Below are 19,882 nucleotides of genomic sequence, written 5' to 3'. Positions count from 1 at the left end.
CCGCCGGCCACCCCGCACACGCGCTACGCGTCGACCGGCAGGAACTCCCCCACCATCTCCGAGAACTCCTCCGGTGTCGCGATCCGTACCCCCAGGTCCTCCGCCTTCGTGCGCTTCGAGCCCGCCTTCTCACCGGCCACCAGCAGCGCGGTGCGCTTGGAGACGCTGGAGGAGGACTTGCCGCCGGCCCGCTCGATCAGCTCGTTCATCTGGTTGCGCGAGAGCTTCTCCAGCGCGCCCGTCATGGCCCCGGTGACCACCACGGTCATCCCGGCCAGCGGCGCGCCTTCGGTGCTCCCGGCCGCCTCCTCGTCGACCTCCTCGCCCGGGGGCGGCGGCGGGGTCGCGCCCGGCTCGGTCATGGTGAGCCCGGCGGCGATCAGCTTCTCGATGAGCGGGGCGAGCTCGGCCAGTTCGGCGACGACGGCCGCCGCCTTCTCCTTGCCTATGCCGTCGACCCGCTGGAGCTCCTCGGCGTCAGCGGCTCTGATGCGGTCCATCTCCGCGAAGTAGCGGGCGATCCGGCGGGACATGGAGCGCCCGGTGCCGCGCACGCCGAGGGCGCAGAAGACCCGGGAGAGCGGCTGGGTGCGGGCGGCGTCGATCGCGGCCAGCAGGTTGTCGGTGCTCGTCTCCCCCATCCGGTCGAGCGGGAGGAGCTGTTCGCGCTCCAGGGTGAACAGGTCGGCGAAGTCCGCGATCAGACCGGCGTCGACGAGCTGGACGACCCGGGTCGTACCGAGCCCTTCGATGTCGAGCTGGTCGCGCCCGGCGGCGTACGAGACGGAAGCGACGACGCGGCAGTCGCGGCCCTGCACGCAGCGCCAGCGCTGTTCACTGGTGTCGATCTCCGAGCCGCACTGCGGGCAGACCTCGGGGAAGACGACGGGCTGCTCGTCACCGGTGCGCAGATGGGCGACGGGGGCCTCGATGCGGGGGATGATGTCGCCCGCCTTGTAGACCATCACGTGGTCCCCGACGCGCAGGTCCCGACGGGTGATGTCGGCGGGGTTGTGCAGGGTGGCGTATCCGACGGTCGAGCCGTCGATCTCGACGGGCTCCAGCACCGCGCGCGGCGCGATGATGCCGGTACGGCCCACGTTCCACTCGACGCCGATGAGGCGGGTGACCTTCTCGACGGCCGGCAGCTTGTAGGCGATGGCCCAGCGCGGGGCCCGGCTGCCGACACCGGCGTCTCGCTGGTCGGCCGCCAGGTCCGCCTTGATGACGATGCCGTCGATCCCGAACGGCAACGAGGCCCGCAGCGCGGCGACTTCCTCGATCCTCGCCTGGACCTCCTCGACGGTCGCGACGGTACGCGGCGCGACCTCGGTGTCCCCTGCCGTGTGCACGCCGAGGTCCGCGGCGCGCCCGAGGACCTGGCTGTGCGGCAGCTCGGCAAGCTCGGCGGCCAGTTCACCGGAATCAGGAAGCGGCAGGGCTCCGTATGCAAAGAACGTCATCTCCACCGTGTACGCACGGTCCTTGGCGCGCAGGGTGCCCGCGGCGCCGTTGCGCGCGTTGGCGAAGGGGGCGCCGCCGTGCTCGGTGCGGACGGTGTTGGCCTGCTCGAACTGCTCGGTGGTCATCAGGATCTCGCCGCGTATCTCGATCGTGACCGGCTCCGCGAGCTGCGCGGGGAGGCCGACGACGGTCCCGATGGCGTGGGACACGTCCTCGCCGGCGGTCCCGTCGCCCCGGGTGATCAGCCGTTCCAGACGGCCCTCGCGATACCGGGCGGCGACCGCGAGTCCGTCGAGCTTCGGCTCGACGCTCCAGGCGGTGACGGGCCGTCCGATCCGCCGCTCCAGCGAGGCGGTCCAGGTGGCGAACTGCTCGGCCGAGAAGACGTTGTCGAGGGAGAGCATCGGCACCGTGTGCGGCACGTCCCCGACGGCCGCACCGCCGGCCACCTTGCCGGTCGGCGAGGCGGGCAGCACCTGCTGCGGGTGCTCCTGCTCGTACGCGGCGATGCCGCGCGCCAGCCGGTCGTAGGCGTCGTCGTCGAGCGCGCTCTCGCCCGTGGCGTAGTACGCGGCGGCGGCCTGCGCGGCCTCCTCGACGGCGGCGGCGTAGGAGGCATGGTCGGCGAGCACGACTGCTGAGTTCGTCATGCCCTCCATCCTGCCGTCCACCACTGACAACGCCGGCGTGGTGCTGATCTCGTCGCACGCGGACGATCCGCTGCCCGGGCTGCTGCACGGCACCCGGCTGCCCGCCGTCCTCGCCGGGCAGCCCCGCACGTCGCGCTCGTCGGGTTCGACGACAGCAGTGCGGCGCTGGCCTGTGATCCGCCGCTGACGACGGTCCGGCAGCCGGTGGAGGAGATGTCGGCGGAGATGGCCCGGCTGCTGCTCGGGCAGATCGGCAAGCCGGTGGATCCGCCGCCGTCGGTGATCTTCCACCTGCCCCTCGTACGGCTGCAGTCGGCCTGATCACGCGCCGCCGGGCAGGCCCTGGTCCGACGGCACCGGCACCTGGGGCCCGGACGCCTCCTGGAGCCAGCGTCCGAGGACCCGGTGCACCGCCTCGGCGCCGACGAGCTCGTCCGGGCGTTTCCCGTCCTCGTCGGTGACGGCGTCCAGCGGGTCCGTCAGCCCTCGCGGCCAGAGCAGGAACGGCCGGGACTGGTCGCCGCCCAGGCCGCCGTGCGAGCCGATCTGCTCCTCGAAGGCGTGCACGGTGCCTGTGGCCGGGTCGTACATGGAGTTGACCATCACGTCCGCGACGTGCGGGAAGGTGTCCGTCCGCCGGATCGCGTCCGCCGCGCCCGGACCGTACACGGCCAGCGGCCCCTCCCCGTCCGTCAGGTCCGCCACCGGCACCCGCACCCCGTCGCGGGCCAGCACCACCGACCCGTGGCGCTCGCCGCGGACGAGCAGGAAGCCGATGCCCGGGTGGTTGGCCAGGGTGGAGAGCAGCGCGGGGTGGCGGCGCTCCAGCTGCTCCAGGGACGCGCGGCCCTCGATGTCGGGGAACGAGATCAGGCCGAGGTTGCCGGAGGCGAGGACTATCGGGTCGGAGGGGACCGCGACCTGTTCCTCCTGGCCTTCCGCGACCGGCCGGTGCAGGGCGATCCGGACCGCGTCGCGCGCCTCGGAGGCGCTGCGGGTGCGCTGCGCGCGCCGGGGCACGGGCAGTCCGCTGCCGGCCCGCACGAGGTTCTTGAGGGTCAGCCCGTACACGCCGGCGAAGGTGTCCCCCGGGCTCTGGCCGTGGTCGGACAGGAGCACGATCCGGTAGGTGCGGGGGGCCTGTTCGGCGACCTTGGCGATCAGGGCGAGCGCCCGGTCGAGGCGGGCGAGCACCTTCTCCGCGTCCCTGCTGCGCGGTCCCGAGTGGTGCGCGACCTCGTCGTACGCGACGAGGTCGGCGTAGACCGCGGTCCGTCCGGCGAACATGTCACCGATCACGGCGGCGACCACGACATCGCGTTCGACGACGGTCGCGAAGGCGCGGATGAAGGGGTACAGGCCGCCGCGCTTGATGCGGGGCGTCTCCTTGCGGAGGCGGGAGCGGGTGGACTGGGCGATCTCCCGGCAGACCTCCGCGGCGAAGGAGCCGGCGGTGCGGACGGCGTTGGCCGGGTCGGAGAAGTAGGCGAAGTACCCGGCGCGCGACCGGCGGCCCTTGCCGAGCCTGGCGGCCATGGACAGGACGAGCGCGAGCTGGCCCGCGCCGCCGCTGAAGAGGTTGCCGCGGCTGGCGCCGTCGAGGGTGAGGAGTCCGCCGTCCCTTGTGCGGGCGATGGCCCGGCGCTGGAGCTCCAGGGCGCTCGCGGGCTTGCTGGAGACCATGACCACGCCGGTCTCCTTCTCGTACCAGCGGAACGCGGGCACGTCGTGGTTGCTGCCGTGCAGGATGCCGAGCTGGCTGGCGCCGGTCTGGCTGGACCAGTCGGTGCGCCACGGCATGAGCCGGTGTGCGTCGGGCCCGGTCAGCCAGTGGGCGACGGTCGGCATCACGCCCCCGGCCGCGGCTGCCACGAGGGCGTCGTGGCCGACCCCGTCCAGCTGGATGAAGACGGTGCCCGGCGGCCCGCCGCGCGCGTCGCCCGTGCCGGTGCGGCGGCGCCGCCGGTCGGCCAGGCGGGAGAGGCGGCGGCGGTAGGCGTTGTCGTCGCGCACGGCGAGGGCGGTGGACGTGGCGGAGGCGACGGCGGACATCACGGCCGCGACGGCGACGGCGGTCTCCGGGGCTGCTGCGCCCCGGCCGTCCGGGATGAGCCGGAGCGCGATCAGCAGCAGCGAGCCGTTGAGGAAGAAGACGAGCGCGCCCAGGACGAGGGCCGGCACGATGAGCAGCGCCCGGACGAGCACGGGCCAGACCAGTGCGGAGAGCAGCCCGAAGGCGCCCGCGCCCCAGGCCGCGGTGAAGGCGGTCTTGGTGATGCTGTCGCCGTCGGGCGCCTGGAGCCGGAAGTCGGGGAGGATGCCCGCGAGCGCCAGCATGGTGAGCGTCGAGACGGCCCAGACCGCGATCACTCGCATCAGGGCGCTGCCGGCTCGCCGCCATCGCCTGTCGCCCACGCCGTCGTCACCTCATGTCCGGGCCCTGCCGTTCCGGGCCCCGCTCCAGCCTTTCACAGCGGGCCGGGCGGTCCCCCGGCCGGTCAGCAGCCGTCGTACCCGGCGGTCGGCATGGAGAGCCTGCGGTGCACTCCGGCCTTGCCGTCGGCGGTGTAGGACGGCTCGTCGAGCCCGGCGAACTCCAGGCGTACGCCGCGTCGCTCGCACTCCGCGGTGAACCGCGGCACCGAGGCCAGGGCGCGGGCGAGGACCCGGTCGCTGGGGGTGACGAACAGCTCGACCTCGCCGCTGTCGATGTCGGCCCAGAGCGCGGGGTGGTCGGGGCGCAGCCCGTACAGGCGCAGCTGCCGGGTGACGACGTAGCCCTGGTCGGCGGCCCAGCGGGCACACATGGCGTGCTGGCTGCGGGTGTCCACGAGGAACGGATCGCTGTCCAGTTCCTCCAGCGGCGTCAGGCTGGCGATGGCCGCCACGCGTACGTCCCCCATGGCCCTTCTCCCCGTGCTCGTGCTCGTCGTTCCCCGACCCTATGCGGCCGCGCACGGGGGCCGAGGGCGCGTTCCGGGGCGGTGAGGGGGCGCACGGGGGCACGGCCCCGGAACCGTGGTCCAGGGGTGCGCCGGGGTACGCGGGCCGCCCGGACGGGAGTGCCCGTAGGCTCGTCGGGGCAGGTGTGGAGGGGTCCGACGGGCCCGGTGAGCGGAGGAGGCGGTGACGTGCCGGTGGAGATCACCTGGTGGGGTCATGCCACGTGCACGATCGAGGACTCCGGGGTCCGCTTCCTGACCGATCCGCTCTTCGTACGGCGCTTCGCGCATCTGCGCCGCCGCCGGGGCGCGCTGCCCGGTCCGGACGCGGCCGTGGCCGACGTGGTCCTCATCTCCCATCTGCACTCCGACCATCTGCATCTGCCGTCGCTGGCGCGCGTCGCCCCGGGGGCCCGGGTGCTCGTGCCGCGTGGTTCGGTGCGGTCGGTTCCCGGGCTGCGGCTGCTGCGCCGGGTGCGCGGGCTGCGGATCACCGAGGTGGTCGTGGGCGACGAGGTGCGCGTGGGCGGGGTCCGGGTCCGGGTGGTACCGGCTCTGCACGACGGCCGGCGGCTGCCGCTGGGCCCGCAGCGCTCCCCCGCGCTCGGTTACGTGGTGGAGGGCGCGGCGCGTACGTACTTCGCCGGGGACACCGGGCTCTTCGACGACATGGCGCGGGCGGTCGGCCCGGTGGACGTGGCGCTGCTGCCGGTCGGCGGCTGGGGGCCCTATCTGGGCCACGGGCACCTGGACGCGGGGCGCGCGGCCCAGGCGCTGACCCGGCTGCGGCCGCGCGCGGCGGTGCCGGTGCACTACGGCACGTACTGGCCGATCGGGATGGACGGGGTCCGGCCGCACGAGTTCCACGCGCCGGGCGAGGAGTTCGTGCGGAAGGCGGCGATGGCGGCGCCGGAGGTCGTGGTGCACCGGCTGGCGCACGGCGAGCGGGTGCGGCCGGGGTGCTCCGGGTGATCGAATTCCTGCGGCAGACGGCTCAGCTGCCCGCGGAGTCGACGCAGCAGGCCGTCGGCTATCCGTCGCTGTTCCTGCTGGTGGCGCTGGGCGCCCTGGTGCCGGTGGTGCCGACGGGCGCGCTGGTGAGTTCGGCGGCCGTGGTGGCGTTCCACCAGTCGTCGCCGTTCTCCCTGCTCGTGGTGTTCGCGGTGGCGTCGTCGGCGGCGTTCCTCGGGGACATATCCCTGTACTGGCTGGGGCAGCGTGGGGTGCGGTCGAAGAACGGCTCTCGGTGGCTGCGGACGATCCGGGACCGGGCGGCGCCGGAGCGGCTTGAGCAGGCCCAGCACAAGCTGGACGAGCACGGGGCGATGGTGCTGGTGCTGTCGCGGCTGGTGCCGGCCGGGCGGATACCGGTGATGCTGGCGTGTCTGCTGGGCCGGATGGAGCTGCGGCGGTTCGCCCGGGGCGACGTACCGGCGTGTCTGGCGTGGGCTGCGACGTACCAGCTGATCGGCATCCTGGGCGGTTCGCTGTTCCCGGAGCCGTGGCAGGGAGTGGTGGCGGCGGTGGGCCTGACGCTGCTGATCAGCGGGGCGCCCGCGGTCTGGCGCCGGACGCGGGCGCGGTGGGCGCGGTGAGCTCAGCCTGCCGGGTCCGTCAGCAGGCGTGAGCCGCCGATGGGCAGGTCCCAGAGCCGGTCGCGGGGGTGTCCGGCGCGCTGCCAGGCGGTGCGCAGCCGGGTGAGCGGTTCGAGGACCGGCTCGGCGGAGAGCAGAAAGGTCGCCCAGTGCATCGGGGCCATGGCGTGGGCGCCGAGGTCCTCGTACGCCTGCACCGCCTCCTCCGGGTCGGTGTGGACGTCGCCGAGCCACCAGCGGGGCTCGTACGCGCCGATCGGCAGCATGGCGAGGTCGATGCCGGGGTGGCGGCGGCCGATCTCGGCGAACCAGTGGCCGTATCCGGAGTCGCCGGCGAAGTAGATCCGTCCGCCGTGCCCCGCGCCGCCGGTGTCCTGGATGACCCAGCCGCCCCACAGCGAGCGGCAGGTGTCGGTGAGGGTGCGCTTGGACCAGTGGTGGGACGGCACGAAGTCGAAGCGGACGCCGTCCAGCTGCGCCGACTCCCACCAGTCGAGTTCGGTGACGTTGCCGAAGCCGCGGCGGCGGCACCACTGGCCGAGGCCCGCCGGGACGAACAGCGGGGTGTGCCGGGGCAGTCTGCGCAGGGTGGGGGCGTCGAGGTGGTCGTAGTGGTTGTGGCTGATGACGACGGCGTCGACGGGCGGCAGGTCCTCCCAGCGGACGCCGACGGGCGTGATCCGGGCCGGGGTGCCGAGGATGCGGCGGGACCAGACGGGGTCGGCGAGGACGGTGAGGCCGCCGGTGCGGATGATCCAGCTGGCGTGCCCGGCCCAGGTGACGCAACTGGTGCCTGCGGGGACGGGCGGCAGGGGCTCGGGGGCGTACGGCAGACGGTGGATGTGGCGCAGGCCCTCCGCGTTGGGCCGGATGGAGTGCTCGCGGGCCAGGCGGGACATGCCCCTGACGCCGGGGAGCGGGGCGGTGAGCCGGTCCGCGAAGCTCCGGGGCCAGGTGCGCACCTCGCCGAGCGGGCGCGGTGCGACGATCTCGCCGCAGGACACGGGGGGTGTGTGCAGGGTGAGAGGGCGCTCGGTCTGGTCCGTCATCGGGGCTCCCGTCCAGGAGTGTGCCGGCGCGGTGGGTCAGCGCGGTTCGTCGAGGGCTGTTCGGAAAATGCTCAGCGCTGCCGCGATGTGCGGCAATTCGAGGGGGTCCGCGGCGGTGAGGGCCTCGGTCTGCTGCTCGGGGGTCGCGCCGAGGAGGGCCCCGGTGCCCAGCCGCACCCGGAGCGCGCCGAGCTCGTCGCCGAAGCGGTGTCCGCCCGGGGCGGGGGCGCCGAGCCGCGCGGAGAGGTGTTCCTCCAGCTCCAGTGAGTCGGTGACGCCCCGGGCGGCGAGCCGGGTGCGCAGCGGCCCGAGGTCCGCGTAGAGGTGGCGGCCCGCCTGCGGGGGCCGGGCGACGGCCCCCCAGCCGAGGACGGCGCGGTGGGCCTCGGTGGCGAGGCGGGCGTGCAGGGCGGCGGCGCGCCGGGCGCGTTCGGTGACGGCGGGCGGTTCGCGCAGCGCGTGGGCCGCCGCGGCGGCGACCGGGCCGGCGATCGAGGCGCCGAGCGCGGTGAGGACGTCCAGGGTGCGGGCGTGGCGTACGGCGGAGCGCGCGGTGTCCGGGAACCGGGCGACGGCGACCGGCCAGGCGGCCGGGGTCAGTGCCCCGTACAGGCCGGAGACCACCGTGACGTCGTCCGGGCACATCTCGGCGGGGCTGACCAGGACCGTGTCGTCGGGCCGGTGCAGGGTGTCGCGCCAGGTCTCGTCGCTGACGATGTGCAGCCCCTCGTCTACGGCGGCCTCGCACGCCTCGCGCAGGAGTTCCGGCGGGGCGACGGTGGCGGTGGGGTCGTCGGCCACCGAGAGCAGCAGGAGCCGCGGCCGGCCACCCTCGGCACGCACTCTGCGTACGGTTTCGAGGAGGGCGTACGGGTCCGGCACGCCGCCGCACTCGGCGGGGGTCGGCACCTGGTAGGCGGGCCGGCCGAGGAGCCGGGCCTGTGGGATCCAGGAGGCGGGGCAGGGGCGCGGCAGCAGGACATCGCCGCCGTGCGCGGCGATCAGCGCGAGCAGCAGCGGTGCGGTGCCGGGGGCGGCGGCGACACGCCCGGGGCCGCCGTGAAGCCCGCGCCGCTCCCAATAGGCGCAGGCGGCCTCGCGCAGGGCGGCCGATCCGCCGGCGGGTTCGGGGGCGGCGCGTCCGGCGGCGGAGGCCAGCACCTCGGCCAGCTCCGGCAGGACGGGCAGTCCCGGCCAGGGGGCCGGCGGGCCGTACCGTACGGGTCCCCGGTCCTCCCGGACCGTTTCCGTGCCGCGCTCGTGACGCCCGGTCCGCTCCCGGCCCATCGGGCCTCCTTCGCCACCGCTCGCCGATCCGATCCGCCGTCAGCCCTCCGGACCTTTATACGAGGGAACGGGGCGGGGCGCCTGCCCCGGAGCGGCGCGGACGGTCCGGCCGGTGGCCGTGTCCCGGGCCGGGCCCTCGCCGGGCACGGCCTGTTCCCGTACGGCGGTCTCGACGGGTACGCGGTTCACGCTCTGCTCCGGTCGTGTCCGAGGCGGCCCGACAGCTCGTCGGCGCCTTCGGCGGCGAGGGCGGCGAGTTCCCGCTCGCGCTCCTCGTTCCAGCGGATCATCGGGACCGAGACGGAGAGCGCGGCGACGACCCGTCCGGACCGGTCGTGCACGGGTGCGGCCACACAGCTGACGCCGGGGTCGGACTCCTGGTGCTCCGCGGCGATACCCCGTTGCCGTACGGCGTCGAGCGCGGTCCGCAGTTCCCGTTCGCCGGTGAGGGTGTGCGGGGTGAGGGCGGTCAGCTCCAGGCCGTCGAGCCGGGCGTCGAGTTCCGGGGCGGGCAGTGAGGCGAGCAGCATCTTGCCGGCGGACGTGCAGTGGGCGGGCAGCCGGTGCCCGGCCGACGACACCGTGCGGACGGCGTGGGTGGAGTCGGCCTGGGCGACGCAGACGGCGTCGGTGCCGTCCAGGATGGCCACGTGCACGCTCTCGCCGCAGTCCGCGGCGACGCGCCGGGCCACCTGCCGGCCCTCGGCGGCGAGGTCGAGCTGTTCCGCGTACCGGCTGCCGAGCTGGTAGGTGCGCACGCCCAGCCGGTAGCGTCCGGGCCGGTCGGGGTCCGTGACCAGGTACGACCGTGCGGCGAGCGTGGTGAGCAGCTCGTGGACGGTGGTACGGGGCAGCTGGAGCTTGCGCGTCACCTCGGGCGCGGAGAGCGTGCCGTCGCCCTGGAGGAAGAGTTCGAGGACGTCGAACGCCCTGGTCACCGCCGGCACGAGTCGCCCCATGGCCCCGCATTCCCCCTTGTTCGGTGTCCCGGCCGGCGACCGGTGTGACGAACCTCAGGCTACCTTCGGCGTGGCTGCTGGTTCGGAGCGGTGATGCGGGGTATCCGCTGTCGCATGTCGCCAGCGAGCAATGCTTCCGTCCCGTCCCGGTTCGCGGGACTGCGTGACCGGTTCCACCGGCGCGATGCCGCCGTCTTCCAGGACCTGGCCCAGCGGCACTGGCCGGCCGCCGGTCCGGTGCTGCCCCGGCTGAGCCGCAGCGCCAACCACGGGCTGCTGTGGTTCGGGGCCGCGGCCGGTATGGCCGCCTTCGGGGGCAGTGCGCGGGCCCGGCGGGCCGCGCTGCGGGGCATCGCCTCGCTGGCGGTGGCGTCGGCCGCGATCAACACGGTGGGCAAGGGGGCGGTCCGCAGGCAGCGGCCGATCCTGGACGCCGTGCCGGTGATACGGCAGCTGAAGCGGCAGCCGGTGACCACGTCGTTCCCTTCGGGGCACGCCGCGTCGGCCGCCGCGTTCGCCACCGGGGTGGCGCTGGAGTCGAAGGGCTGGGGGGCGGTCGTCGCACCCGTCGCGCTGTCCGTGGCGGCGTCCCGCGTCTACACCGGGGTGCACTACCCGAGCGATGTGCTGGCCGGTGCGGCCCTGGGCGTGGGCGCGGCGTTCGCCCTGCGGGGGGTGATACCGACGAGGAACCAGCTGCCCGCACCGGGCAGACCGCCGGCCGACGCGCCCGCCCTGCCCGAGGGCCGGGGCCTGGTGGTGGTCGCCAACCAGGAGTCGGGGACGGCCACCGCGACGGCCTCGCTGATCAGGAACGCGCTGCCGGAGGCGGAGATCGTGGAGTGCGCTCCCGGTCGGCTCGCCTCGGAGCTGGCGCAGGCGGCGGACCGGTGCACGGCGCTGGGGGTGTGCGGCGGGGACGGCACGGTCAACCTGGCGGCGTCCGTGGCGGTGGAGCACGAGGTGCCGCTCGCGGTCTTCCCCGGCGGTACCCTCAACCACTTCGCGTACGACCTGGGCATCGAGACCGTGGCCGACGCGTGCTCCGCGCTCGCCGCCGGCAGCGCGGTGCGGGCGGACCTGGGCCGGTTCCGGCCGGGGCCGGACGGCGCGCACGGCTACTTCCTCAACGCCTTCAGCCTGGGCGTGTACCCGGAGCTCGTGCGGATGCGGGAGCGCTGGTCGCCCCGGATCGGCGGCTGGCCCGCCGGGGTCCTGGCGGCCCTGCACGTGCTGCGTGGCGAGCGCCCGCTGGAGGCCGAACTCCAGGGCAGGTGCCGCCCGTTGTGGCTGCTGTTCGTCGGCAACGGCCTGTTCCAGCGGATGGGCCCTGCGCCGGGCCGGCGGCACAACCTCGCGGACGGGCTGCTGGACGTCCGGGTCGTGCACGGTGGCCGGACGCCCGGTCTGCGGCTGCTGGCGGCGGCGGTCGCGGGTCCGCTGACCCGCTCCCCCACGCACGCGGCGGTACGCCGGCAGCGGGTGCGCGTCTCCGGCCTGAAGCCCGGTACGCCGTACGCGTATGACGGTGAAGTGGCGCACACCGGAAGCGAGTTGCTGATCGACAAGCTGCCGGAGGCGCTGACGGTGTACTGCCCGAGGCCGGTGTAGGGAGAAGGGGCCGGAAGGCCTGCGAGGGGCGGCCGCCGCACACTCGGCCGCCCCTTTCGCATATCCGAGGGCTGTCCACATCGCAAGATACCCATCTCATCATTCGGCGGCAGGCCTTACGGTGGCCCTACCGATCAGCGCTTTCGCGGTTCGCGTTTCGAGAGAGGATGCACGGCCATGTCGAAGGAGACCGCCGTCTACACCCACGGCCACCACGAATCGGTGCTGCGCTCGCACAAGTGGCGCACCGCCGCCAACTCCGCCGCCTACCTCGTCGGCGAACTGCGCCCGGGTCTGGACGTGCTGGACGTCGGCTGCGGCCCCGGCACCATCACCGCCGACCTGGCCGCCCTGGTCGCCCCGGGCCGGGTGACCGGCCTCGACACCACCGACGAGATCCTGGCCCAGGCGGCCGAGGTCGCCGCCGAACGCGGCCTGGGCAACGTGGAGTTCGCGGTGGCGGACGTCCATGCCCTGGACTACCCCGACGACTCGTTCGACGTGGTCCACGCCCATCAGGTCCTCCAGCACGTGGGCGACCCGGTGCAGGCACTGCGCGAGATGCGCCGGGTGTGCCGCCCCGGGGGCGTGGTCGCGGCGCGCGACAGCGACTACGCGGCGATGACCTGGTTCCCCGAGCCGCCGGCCATGGACCGCTGGCAGGAGCTGTACGGCAGGGTGGCCCGCGCCAACGGCGGCGAGCCGGACGCCGGACGCCGGCTGCTGTCCTGGGCGCGGCAGGCGGGGTTCAGCGACATCACACCCACGGCGGGCTCGTGGTGTTACGCCACGCCGGAGAGCCGGGCGTGGTGGAGCGGCCTGTGGGCCGACCGCACCGTCGGCTCGGTGTACGCGAAGCTCGCGGTGGACGGCGGGCATGCCACGGCTGAGCAGCTGACGGAGATCGCCGAGGCGTGGCGCGAGTGGGGCACGCAGGACGACGGCTGGTTCATGGTCCCGCACGGCGAGGTGCTCTGCCGCGTCTGACCGCACGGCGGGGTCCGAATGGATCACATGGCGCCGGGCGGCCAACTAACCTGGCCGCCATGGAGATCCTGGGAACCACGCTGCGTATCTGCGTCGACGACCTGGAGGCCGCGGTGGCCTTCTACGAGGAGCTCACGGGCACCGCCGCCCTCCGCTTCGAGCGCGGCGGGGTGTCCGTCGCGGCGATCAGCTGCTTCCTGCTGATGAGCGGCCCCGCATCGGAGCTGGAGATCCTCCGCAAGGTCACCGCGACCATCGCCGTGAAGAACGTCGACGAGGCCAACGAGACCCTGGCCCGGGTCGGCGCCCGCGTCATCGCGGGCCCCGTCCCGACCCCGGTGGGCCGCAACCTGATCGCCGTGCACCCGGACGGCTCGGTCTTCGAGTACGTCGACCGCAACCTGCCGGCTTAGGGCCTTTCGTTTGGATCAGGCCGGATCAGGGAGCGGGCTCCGGTGCCGTGCATCGCAAGGCGGAGGATTGAGGCAGATGGGGTCTCCCCTGTTCGAGCGGAGCCGAGATCCTGGGGAAGGAGCGTTGGCGATTGACGACAACGCGGCGAGGTGCGGTGCCGGAGCCCGCGAGCCCGGCATGATCCAAACGAAAGGCCCTAGTCCAGGCCGGTCCGATCCAGCACCAGGTCGGCGAGTTCGGCGGTGGGCAGTTCGCCGTCCAGCACCACGGTGTCGTCCCGCAGGCTGCCCACCGCCGCCACGCACTCGGCGATCCGCGCCTTGCCCCAGCGCCGTACCGCCTCGTCGCGCTCCGGGTCACCGGGCACCACCACCCGGCCGTGCAGCCGCTGTTCGAGGACCGCGGCCGGCACGTCCAGGAAGAAGTGGTGCACGGGTACGCCCGCCTTCTCCAGGGCCCCGAAGATCTCGTCGGCGTACGGCCGGCGGACCACGGTCATCGGCGCCAGGACCGGACGGCCGTACTCCTCGACCAGCCCCTGGGCCAGCGACGCCACCTGCTTGCGCCACAACGGGATGTTCTGGAAGTCTCCGTCCGGCACCTCGACGATCTCGCGCAGCAGGAAGCCGACGTACTCCGGGTCGAAGACCAGGGCATCCGGCAGTCTGCGGTGCAGTTCGGTGACCAGAGTGGTCTTGCCGCTGCCGAAGGCCCCGTTGATCCAGATGATCATGTAGCGCTGCTCCCGTTCGCCGTACCGTCGCCCCGTCAGACGCGCGGCCGCATCCGGTAGTTGTACGAGTCCGGCAGCGGTTCGTCCGTGAGCCGGTTCCACACCTCCTCCAGGATCTCCGCGCCCTCGCGCAGGTCGGCGACCTCGAAGCCCGCGTCGAACACGGCCTTCGCGGCGTCGTTCCGGCCTTCGGCAATCAGCAGTTGGGCCTCCAGCAGGCGGAACCGGCCCCGGGCCCGGACCTCCGGCGGCAGCCCCGTCCACACCGTGCGGGCGGCCTCGGTGCGCCCGGCCGTGAGCAGCGCGTCGATCGCCTCCCGGCCCAGCGCGGCGGTGGCGGCGGTCCATGCCCGGTCGCCGTCGGTCCGATCGGCGCACAGCCCGTCGAACGCCTCCGCGTAGTATTCGGCGGCCAGTTCGCGCTGGCCGCTCACCCGGGCGGCGACGGCCAGACAGCGCAGCAGCGGCCAGCGGGAGGCGGCCGTGGCCAGACCGCGTTCCCAGCTGCGGACCGCCTGGGCGCGGTCGGCGGCGTGCCACTGCGCGATGCCGAGGTGGTATTCGGTGTGCGGTTCGGCGGCGGCCGTCTCCAGCATGTCCCGCCAGTGCCAGGAGACCAGGGTGGGCCCGGGGACCGTCCCGGCGGGGCCGGGGAACGTGCCCTGGTCCAGCAGCTCCAGCCAGGGGGCCTGCTCCTCGCCCAGCGTGTCGTCGGCGAACGGTGTCCCGGGCAGCTCGTACCGGCCGCGCCGCACCTCCAGGGCGCCCCATCCGGACCCGGTGGCGAGGCGTTCGCCCGGTTCGGTGTCGGCGTGGGCGCGCCAGGCGGCGTACGCGGTGTCCACATCGGCGCGCGGCAGGGCGTCCGCGAGGCGCTGCTCGGTCTCGGTGCGGGCGGCCGCCCAGTCGTCGCCGTGGACGGTGGCGGGGTCGGCCGCGAGCGGCCCGTAGGACTCGAGCCAGCTGAACTCGCCGCCCGGCTCCAGGGGTATGTGCTCCAGCTGGGTGCGGGCCAGTCCTGCCTGGATCTCCGCGTAGCCGCCGGTGCCTGGTTCGGTGAGCCATTCCTGCCAGCGCCGCCCGCCGGACCCGCTGCCCCAGAGGAAGAGCTTGCGGCCGCGCAGCAGGTCGGTGGAGGTCTGGACGAGTCCGTGGCCGTGCTCGTCCAGGGAGGCGATCCAGCGGCGGGCGCCGTCGGGCACCTCGTAGAAGTAGTCGGCGGGGTATTCGCTGCGCAGCGGGTAGGTGCGGTCGGTGCCGCCGCTCTCGGGGACGGGGACGCGGGTCAGCGCGCGCTCGTACCCGAAGTGCCAGGCCTCGTCGGCGGGTGCGATCACCCGGGTGCGCGCGTCCTCGGGGACGGCGGTGTTGGACCACCAGTAGACGGGTGCGGGCTGCTCGTGCGGGTTGCGTATCCGTACGCCTACGTGCAGGAACTCGGAGTCGGCGGGGAGCCACAGGTCGACCTGGAACGGCAGGTCGCGCAGCCGTTCCCACTCCCAGAGCCGGACCATCTCGCCGCCGTCGGGCGCCGGGACGAGGGCCGCGTGCACCGGGGCGCAGGAGAGGGTGGTGTGGCCGGTCGCGCCGATGTTCCACTCGATGCCGCCGGAGAACCAGGCGCCGTTGAGCGCGAAGTCGGCTGGCTGGACGACCGGGTTGACGTAGACGAGGTCGCGGCCGGACGGCTTGTGGACGAGGGAGTGGACGCGGCCGCCGAGCCCGGGGAGCACGGTGACGCGCAGGTGGTCGTTCTCGATGACGATCGCGTCGAGGTCCGTGGGGACGCGCTCGCGCCCGTATCCGTCGAGGAGGCGGACGGGCAGGACGCCGGTCAGCGGCGCGTGGCCGAGCTGCCGGGCCATGTCGCGTGGGAGTCCCGACCGGTCCCGGTCGTCGATGACGTGCGGCTCGTCCAGCGGCCGCAGCGCGGGCAGCGGGTTCTCCGGCCCCGTCGCCGCGGCGGGCAGGGTCAGTACGGCACGTCGTACGGTGGTGGCCAAGGCAACCTCGCTTCTCGCGCGGGCCGCCACAGGTCCGGGCGCCCCCCGATGACCATGGAACACGCCGGTCGCCGCCCGGACAAGGGGCGTCTTACCGGCCGCGGCCGGCCCCATGGGCGTCCGGAATTCCGTTTCCGTCCTGCTCCCGGCCCCCGTACGCTCCCTTCGGACGCGTACGCAGCAGGCGAGAGGAACAGCGGAACAGATGAGCACCCAGCACACGTACCGGGTGATCGTGCGCGGCACGTTCCAGGACCTGACGGAGGCGGCGCGCGAGCGGCTGCTGGCCGAGGTGGAGGAGCACGGGCTCGCCGCGATGCAGTTCACCGAGGAGGGCTCGCTCACCTACGACCGGATCCTCAAGCACTTCAGCTTCCGGTACGTGGTCGTCTCGGACGCCGGGGACGGCGAGGAGATGGCCTCCGCGATCGCCGAGGACCGGGCGCAGACGACGCTGCGCGAGGCGGGTTACGGCCACGGCGAGCTGCGGTCCACGGCTACGGACATGGACACGATGAAGATCAACTACAAGCGCCGGTGAAGCCCGCCGCGCGACCGGGCGCTCCGGTCGCGCGGCGCCGCTTCTACTGGGGCGCCGGTGCCGTGGAGCCCCTGGGCGTCAGGGACGGAGTCGGCACCTGAAGGGCGCCGCTGTGGTTCCCTTCCGTCAGGGCGAACAGGGTGCGGGCCACCTCGGCGCCGAAGTGATGGACGTCGTGGCTCATCGCCGACAGGGTGGGATGGGTGATCCGGCACAGCTGGGAGTCGTCCCACGCGAGCAGCGAGACGTCGTCCGGGACCACGAAACCCATCTCGGCGGCGACTCCGGCGCCGGCCACCGCCATGATGTCGTTGTCGTAGACGATCGCGGTCGGCCGGTCCTTCGCCAGGAGCAGCGAGCGCGTCGCGCGTGCGCCTTCCCGTTCGTCGAAGCCGGTCGCGATCTGGGCCCCCTGTTCCAGGCCGAGTTCACGCACCGTGGCGTCGAACGCCCGGGTCCTGATCGCGCTGTGTCCGAAACCGGCCGGGCCGCCGACCCGGGCGAGGCGCCGGTGGCCGAGGGCGGCCAGATAGCGGACGGCCTCCGCCGTCGCCGTGGCGTCGTCGGTCCACACCGCTGGGAAGGAGCCGGTCAGCGACGGATGGCCTACGGCGACCGCGGGCAGCCCGATGGATTCCAGCGCCGGCACCCGCGGGTCGTCCACCCGGAAGTCGACGAGTACCGCGCCCGCGATGGTCTGGCTGCGCCACCACGTCCGGTAGAGCTCGATCTCCTCGTCCACGTCGTGGACCAGCCGCAGAAGCAGCGAGCAGGACCGCTCGGCCAGGACGCTCTCGATGCCCGAGATGAAGTCCATGTAGAAGGGCTCCAGCCCCAGGAGCCGCGCCGGACGGCACAGGACGAGACCGATGATGTCGGCCCGTCGGCCGGAGAGGCTGCGCGCCGTCTGGTTCGGCGCCCAGCCCAGCTCCTGGGCGGCAGCGAAGATACGCTTCCGGGTCGCGTCCGAGACGCCGGGCTTCTGGTTGAAGGCCAGGGAGACCGCACCCTTGGAGACCCCCGCCCGGGCGGCGACGTCCTTGATGGTGACGCGCACCGGGCTGGTCACCGCGCGCCCACACAGAACAAGGCGGCCCTTGCGTCGTCCGTGGAGACGTCACCGCATCCGTCGACCCCGATGCGGACCTGCTCGCCGGCCAGCAGTGTGGTGAGACCGCGCTCGGCGGTGGCGCCGGGGCCGAGCCGGTCCGCCTGAAGGAGAAGGTCCCTGATGAGTGTGTGTGCTGTGACCACCACGTGGACGTTACCACTGCCGTCCGGGCCGGACTCCACAGCGACGTCGAAGGCCGGCCGCTCATAGGCGAACTCCTTGTCGGTGACCGGGAAGTAGGTGGCGCGCAGGCCGTCCGCGTCGGCGACGAGGAACTCCTTGGTGCTGTGTTCGGCCGGGACCAGCGCGGCGGGAACCGGGATCCGTACGACGGAACGCGCGGCGACCGTCACCTCCTGCGCGCCGTGGCCGGTGGTCGTGCCGTCGGCCTGAATACGGCGCAGGGTCACCTCGGTGCGCCAGGGCGTCGCGGACTGGTTGATCACAGCGAGCACGGGCCCTTCGTCGCCCTCACCGGCGGGCTGCAGGGTCAGCAACCGGTCCGCGTAGACCCGGCGCAGTTCGTGGTGGAGCGGCTTGAGGCGGCCGTCCCCGTCGACGGCGGCCCAGGAGCTCACCGGCCAGCAGTCGTTGAGCTGCCAGACGACGGCGCCGGCGCAGTCCGGCCAGTGGGAGCGCCAGTGCTCGATGCCGGCGGCCACCGCACGGGCCTGAACGACCTGGGTGAGGTAGTGCCACTGGTCGAAGTCCCCGTCGGGCAGGGCGAAGTGGCGGGCGACTCCGCGGTTCAGCTTGCCGTTTCCGTCCTCGGCCTTCTGGTGGTGGAGCATGCCGGGCGAATCGGGGGCCAGTTCCTCACCGGGCAGGGCGCGCCGGAGCGTGGCCATGGCGGGCGGGGCCTGCCAGCCGAACTCGGAGACGAAGCGGGGGACGTTCGCGCGGTATTCGGCGTAGTCCTGGCGGTTCCACACCTCCCAGGAGTGATAGGTGCCGTGGCCGGGGTCGTTGGGGTGGTGGTCCCACGATCCGGACCAGGGGCTGCCCGCGCTGTAGGCACGGGTGGGGTCGAGTTCGGCGACGATACGGGGCAGCATGCCGAGGTAGTAGCCCTCGCCCCAGGAGTCGCCGGCCAGTCCGGGCTCCCAGTCCCAGTCGCGGAAGCCCCAGAGGTTCTCGTTGTTGCCGTTCCACATGACCAGGGCGGCGTGCGGCATGAGACGGACAACGTTGTCGCGCGCCTCGGCCTCGACCTCCCCGCGCAGGGGCTGCTCCTCGGGGTACGCGGCACAGGCGAAGAGGAAGTCCTGCCAGACCATGAGTCCAAGCTCGTCGCAGGCGTCGTAGAACGCCTCGTCCTCGTAGATGCCGCCGCCCCAGACGCGCACCAGGTCGACGTTGGCGTCGGCCGCCTGGCGCAGGCGGGTGCGGTAGCGCTCGGGGGTGATGCGTGAGGGGAAGACGTCGTCGGGGATCCAGTTGACGCCCCGGGCGAAGATGCGCTCGCCGTTGACGACGAGAGTGAAACCCGTGCCGCGCTCGTCGGAAGCGCGGTCCAGTTCCACGGTGCGGAAGCCGATGCGCCGGCTCCAGGTGTCGAGCGCACCCCGCTCGTCGTACAGGGTGACTGCCAGGTCGTAGAGGGGCTGGTCTCCGTATCCCCGAGGCCACCAGAGCCGGGGGCGGTCGACCGTCAGCCGCACCACGGCCTCGTCGCCCTCGAAGCGGACCTCCGCCTCCTCACCGGCCACCGTGGCGCGCGCCCGCAGACCCGCGGCGGTCCCGGACTCCGTGCGCTCCACCTGAAGCCTCACCTCCACGGCCCCCCGGCCCCCGTCGACGGTGACGAGGGGGCGAACCGTCGCGAGGCGGGCGGTCGACCAGTGCTCCAGGCGTACGGGCCGCCAGATGCCGGCGGTGACGAGCGTCGGCCCCCAGTCCCAGCCGAAGCTGCACGCCATCTTGCGGATGTACTGGAACGGCTCGGGATACACGTTGGGCCGGTCGCCGGTGACCGCGCGAACCGCCTCGGCCTCCTCGTACGCGGAGGTGAGGCACACCTCCAGACGACCGGTCAGCCCGGTGGCGTCGAACCGGTGGGTGCGGTGCATGTTGCGGGTGGTCCCCAGTTCCCGTCCGGCGAACGTGATCCGCGCGGCGGTGTCCAGGCCCTCGAAGACGAGGTCGGTGCGCTCGTGTGCGCTGTCGTGGGACACGTCGGTGAGATACGTCCAGGCGCGCCGGCCGATCCAGGCGACCTCGGTCTCGTTGCGGTCGAGGAAGGGGTCCGGGATGACGTCCGCGGCAAGCAGGTCGGTGTGGACACAGCCGGGGACCTGGGCGGGCAGCAGCGCTTGGTCGTAGCGCAGATTCCAGCCCTCGGTGAGTGGGGTGATGTCCTTCATGGTGCGGCTCCAATCGGCCCAGTGCGCACGCTGACAGATGTACGACGCGGCACAACCTATCTCGCCGATCGATCACTGTCCATAAACCGGTCTAGTCACAGAATGGCAACGCGCCCGACAAGGCTCAGGCCATCCACCTGCGAAAACGTGGAGCTCGGTAACGATTCTGCATC

At 73.5% G+C, this 19,882-nt stretch carries 18 protein-coding genes and 1 pseudogene; 8 read left to right on the top strand and 11 right to left on the bottom strand.

What is annotated here, in order from left to right; all coding sequences use genetic code 11:
- Positions 1-23: 23 nt before the first annotated feature.
- The gene (gene ligA / locus OG242_RS28310) at positions 24-2,123 is read right to left on the bottom strand and encodes an NAD-dependent DNA ligase LigA (protein ID WP_405900846.1); all 2,100 of its coding nucleotides are present in this window, start codon (positions 2,121-2,123) and stop codon (positions 24-26) included.
- On the opposite strand from ligA, the gene OG242_RS28305 reads away from it, so the two are divergent.
- Both OG242_RS28305 and OG242_RS28300 read left to right on the top strand, forming a co-directional pair.
- Complete coding sequence (locus OG242_RS28305; RefSeq protein ID WP_405900845.1) at positions 2,113-2,301, top strand: hypothetical protein; 189 nt, start codon at positions 2,113-2,115, stop codon at positions 2,299-2,301. The genes ligA and OG242_RS28305 overlap by 11 nt on opposite strands.
- Positions 2,238-2,435, top strand: a pseudogene (locus tag OG242_RS28300) (substrate-binding domain-containing protein); the annotation flags it as partial. The gene OG242_RS28305 and the pseudogene OG242_RS28300, both read left to right, overlap by 64 nt.
- Here OG242_RS28300 and OG242_RS28295 read toward each other — a convergent pair.
- Together OG242_RS28295 and OG242_RS28290 are read right to left on the bottom strand one after the other, a co-directional pair.
- Positions 2,436-4,529 (bottom strand): alkaline phosphatase family protein, encoded by a 2,094-nt coding sequence (locus tag OG242_RS28295; protein WP_405900844.1) that lies wholly within the window; start codon positions 4,527-4,529, stop codon positions 2,436-2,438.
- 83 nt (positions 4,530-4,612) lie between these two features.
- Positions 4,613-5,017, bottom strand: coding sequence for a hypothetical protein (locus OG242_RS28290; RefSeq protein ID WP_405900843.1), 405 nt, complete (start codon positions 5,015-5,017; stop codon positions 4,613-4,615).
- A gap of 228 nt (positions 5,018-5,245) precedes the next feature.
- Between OG242_RS28290 and OG242_RS28285 the strand changes: the two genes are divergently transcribed.
- Together OG242_RS28285 and OG242_RS28280 are read left to right on the top strand one after the other, a co-directional pair.
- A complete protein-coding gene (locus OG242_RS28285) occupies positions 5,246-6,028 on the top strand; it encodes an MBL fold metallo-hydrolase (RefSeq protein ID WP_405900842.1) in 783 nt (260 codons plus the stop codon).
- Complete coding sequence (locus tag OG242_RS28280; RefSeq protein ID WP_405900841.1) at positions 6,025-6,651, top strand: DedA family protein; 627 nt, start codon at positions 6,025-6,027, stop codon at positions 6,649-6,651. The genes OG242_RS28285 and OG242_RS28280 overlap by 4 nt, the downstream gene beginning before the upstream one ends.
- A 2-nt stretch (positions 6,652-6,653) precedes the next feature.
- Here the strand turns inward: OG242_RS28280 and OG242_RS28275 are convergent, their stop codons facing one another.
- Genes OG242_RS28275 through OG242_RS28260 form a run of 4 tightly spaced genes read right to left on the bottom strand, consistent with a single transcriptional unit; the run spans position 6,654 to position 9,946 of the window.
- Positions 6,654-7,700: an MBL fold metallo-hydrolase gene (locus tag OG242_RS28275; protein ID WP_405900840.1), complete on the bottom strand. Its 1,047-nt coding sequence runs from the start codon at positions 7,698-7,700 to the stop codon at positions 6,654-6,656.
- Positions 7,701-7,736: 36 nt separating this feature from the next.
- The gene (locus tag OG242_RS28270) at positions 7,737-8,987 is read right to left on the bottom strand and encodes an aminotransferase class I/II-fold pyridoxal phosphate-dependent enzyme (RefSeq protein WP_405900839.1); all 1,251 of its coding nucleotides are present in this window, start codon (positions 8,985-8,987) and stop codon (positions 7,737-7,739) included.
- Between the two features lie 39 nt (positions 8,988-9,026).
- Complete coding sequence (locus tag OG242_RS28265; protein ID WP_405900838.1) at positions 9,027-9,176, bottom strand: hypothetical protein; 150 nt, start codon at positions 9,174-9,176, stop codon at positions 9,027-9,029.
- A complete protein-coding gene (locus OG242_RS28260; RefSeq protein ID WP_405900837.1) occupies positions 9,173-9,946 on the bottom strand; it encodes an IclR family transcriptional regulator in 774 nt (257 codons plus the stop codon). Before OG242_RS28260 ends, OG242_RS28265 begins: the two co-directional genes overlap by 4 nt.
- Before the next feature lie 114 nt (positions 9,947-10,060).
- On the opposite strand from OG242_RS28260, the gene OG242_RS28255 reads away from it, so the two are divergent.
- The 3 genes from OG242_RS28255 (at position 10,061) to OG242_RS28245 (ending at position 12,957) form a co-directional block, all read left to right on the top strand.
- Positions 10,061-11,557 (top strand): bifunctional phosphatase PAP2/diacylglycerol kinase family protein, encoded by a 1,497-nt coding sequence (locus OG242_RS28255; RefSeq protein WP_405900836.1) that lies wholly within the window; start codon positions 10,061-10,063, stop codon positions 11,555-11,557.
- Positions 11,558-11,734: 177 nt separating this feature from the next.
- The gene (locus OG242_RS28250; RefSeq protein ID WP_405900835.1) at positions 11,735-12,544 is read left to right on the top strand and encodes a class I SAM-dependent methyltransferase; all 810 of its coding nucleotides are present in this window, start codon (positions 11,735-11,737) and stop codon (positions 12,542-12,544) included.
- Positions 12,545-12,603: 59 nt separating this feature from the next.
- Entirely contained in the window at positions 12,604-12,957 is a 354-nt protein-coding gene (locus tag OG242_RS28245) for a VOC family protein (RefSeq protein ID WP_405900834.1), read from the top strand.
- Between the two features lie 197 nt (positions 12,958-13,154).
- On the opposite strand, the gene OG242_RS28240 is transcribed toward OG242_RS28245, so the two are convergent.
- Together OG242_RS28240 and OG242_RS28235 are read right to left on the bottom strand one after the other, a co-directional pair.
- Positions 13,155-13,691: an AAA family ATPase gene (locus OG242_RS28240; RefSeq protein ID WP_405900833.1), complete on the bottom strand. Its 537-nt coding sequence runs from the start codon at positions 13,689-13,691 to the stop codon at positions 13,155-13,157.
- Positions 13,692-13,726: 35 nt separating this feature from the next.
- Positions 13,727-15,694, bottom strand: a complete 1,968-nt coding sequence (locus tag OG242_RS28235; protein ID WP_405900832.1) for a DUF5107 domain-containing protein — start codon at positions 15,692-15,694, stop codon at positions 13,727-13,729.
- A gap of 205 nt (positions 15,695-15,899) precedes the next feature.
- On the opposite strand from OG242_RS28235, the gene OG242_RS28230 reads away from it, so the two are divergent.
- Positions 15,900-16,235, top strand: coding sequence for a DUF6204 family protein (locus tag OG242_RS28230; RefSeq protein ID WP_405900831.1), 336 nt, complete (start codon positions 15,900-15,902; stop codon positions 16,233-16,235).
- Positions 16,236-16,278: 43 nt separating this feature from the next.
- Here the strand turns inward: OG242_RS28230 and OG242_RS28225 are convergent, their stop codons facing one another.
- Together OG242_RS28225 and OG242_RS28220 are read right to left on the bottom strand one after the other, a co-directional pair.
- Positions 16,279-17,304, bottom strand: coding sequence for a LacI family DNA-binding transcriptional regulator (locus OG242_RS28225; RefSeq protein WP_405900830.1), 1,026 nt, complete (start codon positions 17,302-17,304; stop codon positions 16,279-16,281).
- A complete protein-coding gene (locus tag OG242_RS28220; RefSeq protein WP_405900829.1) occupies positions 17,301-19,709 on the bottom strand; it encodes a glycoside hydrolase family 2 protein in 2,409 nt (802 codons plus the stop codon). The genes OG242_RS28225 and OG242_RS28220 overlap by 4 nt, the downstream gene beginning before the upstream one ends.
- Between the last annotated feature and the right edge of the window lie 173 nt (positions 19,710-19,882).

The organism is Streptomyces sp. NBC_00727 (assembly GCF_045161745.1).
Classification (GTDB): Bacteria; Actinomycetota; Actinomycetes; order Streptomycetales; family Streptomycetaceae; genus Streptomyces.
The sequence above is the reverse complement of the archived record's forward strand: the minus strand, read 5'-3'. Positions and strand labels throughout refer to the sequence as shown.